The organism is Sphingobium sp., assembly GCF_035511395.1.
Taxonomy (GTDB): Bacteria; Pseudomonadota; Alphaproteobacteria; order Sphingomonadales; family Sphingomonadaceae; genus Sphingobium.
Map to the genome: position 1 here is coordinate 1 of NZ_DATKFP010000424.1, position 1971 is coordinate 1971.

Annotated in this window: 1 protein-coding gene and 1 pseudogene; both read right to left on the reverse strand. The window is 62.6% G+C overall.

The genetic code is table 11. The features are described from left to right. Window positions 1–233 precede the first annotated feature (233 nt). A pseudogene (locus tag VMR39_RS28560) lies at window positions 234–1238 on the reverse strand (hydantoinase B/oxoprolinase family protein); the annotation flags it as partial. Continuing rightward, window positions 1235–1971 (reverse strand): hydantoinase/oxoprolinase family protein (locus tag VMR39_RS28565; RefSeq protein ID WP_325421611.1); only part of this gene is annotated, 737 nt, incomplete at its 5' end. The gene VMR39_RS28565 and the pseudogene VMR39_RS28560, both read right to left, overlap by 4 nt.

Genomic DNA, 1971 nt, shown 5'->3' on the forward strand with positions numbered 1-1971 from the left:
TGAGTTGAAGTAGACCTGGATGAGGATGGGCACGGCCAGCATGGCGATGACCAGCGGCTGCGCCAGGATCTGCTGGCCCTGGAACCCGAAGCAGTCCAGCCTGACAGGCTACCAATGGGCTGATGCAACGCCTTTGGCACCGCCGGCCGCCTCGACACCTGCGGCCAACAAGCCCCCCGCTGGCAGGTATTGGCACGCCCCGCGACGGCGGAGGGAAATGCCGCATTGATCAGGCAGCCTTCGGGCGCGATCACATCGATCGCGTCCAGCATGCCCTGGTTGATCGGGCATTCCGGATCCACCATCGCCCGGAAGACATAGGCGACCGACGATTGCGTGGCGTAGTAGGGACAGTTGATATTGCCCTTAACGGCGGGCGAGGTACCCGTGAAGTCGAACCGTATGCGGCCATTGTCTGCGGGATCGCCGCTCGTGATGGCGACGCTGATCGGCATGTCGAGCGCACCCTTGCCGTCATCGTCCATCACATCGGTGAAACGATAGGTGCCGCGGGGAATTTTCCTGGCTCCCCGCGTAGCGCGAACGAATGTCCGCTCCACGATCTCGTCATAGACTCGCAGCAATGTCCGGGTGCCTTTGGCGGCGGCGAGCTCCTCGATCCGTCTCGCGCCGAGACGGCAGGCGGCGATCTGTGCGTTGTAGTCGCCCCGCCTTTCATCCGGTACACGAACATTGAGCAAAATCAGTTCGAACATGTCCCGGCATAATTGTCCGCCATCGAACAGGCGGACCGGCGGGATGCGCAACCCTTCCTGATAGATTTCGGTGCCGCCGGACATCGAGCCGGGAGACATGCCGCCGATGTCGGCGTGGTGCGCGATGTTGCACATGAAGCCCAGCAGCTCATCGTCCGCGAAGACCGGCATGGACATATTGATGTCGGGCAGATGCGACCCGCCCGACGCGAAGGGATCGTTGCCGACGAAGATGTCGCCCGGTTTGAAGTCCGACAGGTGATAGCGCTCAAGCAGTCGCGTCGTGAGGCCGAGCATGGAGGACAGGTGGATCGGTTGCGCGGCCTCGCACAGGGCGATCAGTCTGCCCTTTGGATCGATCAGTGCCGTCGAATGGTCGTTACGCTCCTTGATATTGGTCGAATAGGCCGAGCGCATGAGGGAGATATAGGTCTCGTCCGCGACCGAGCGCAGCGCGTTGAGCAGGATCTCCAACGTAACGGCGTCGAGCGTATCGGCGGTTCTGTGCGGGGGCGGGGTCATCGGTTCACCTCGATCACCAGGTTGAACACGGAATCGACATGAGCGCGGTCGCCCGGATAGATGACGACTGTCGTGTCGAGTTGATCGACGATGGCGGGGCCATGAAACCAATCGCCCGGATGCAGTGTTTCGCGGTGAAACACCGCCGTAGGCACGGCGTCGTCGCGTGCGAAGACGACCCGTCTTTCACCGATGGCGATCGCTTCGGAAGGCTCCGGCGCCTCGACTTTGGGCGCGGTTTGGCCGTTCCGCGCAATGGCGGTCATGCGGACGCAGACCACTTCGATGGCGCTGTCGGCGTCGAAGAAGCCGTATGTGCGTTCATGGGCTGCATGGAAGGCGTGTGTCAGCGCCTCTTGCTCCGGGGCTTCGCCCTCGCGCAGCTCCAGCGGCAAAGACAGTTCGAAATTCTGACCGATATAGCGCAGGTCCAGCAACGCTTCGACCGAGCGGCGATGCGGCAGCACGTCTTCGGCGGCGAACCAGCGATCTGCCTGTTGCCTAAGCTTGCTCAGCGAGGCCATGACACCATCGGCAAAGCGCTCATCGGCCAGGGGCATGGGCATGGGCTGGACGAGATTTTCGCGATCGTCAGAGGCCAGCAAGCCTTGCGCGCAGAGCAACCCCGGATGAGGGGGAACCAGAATCTTCCGGATGCCCAAAGCTCGGGCAACGGCGGACGCATGCAGCGGGCCGGCACCGCCAAAAGGCATGAGAGTAAAGGCACGCGGAT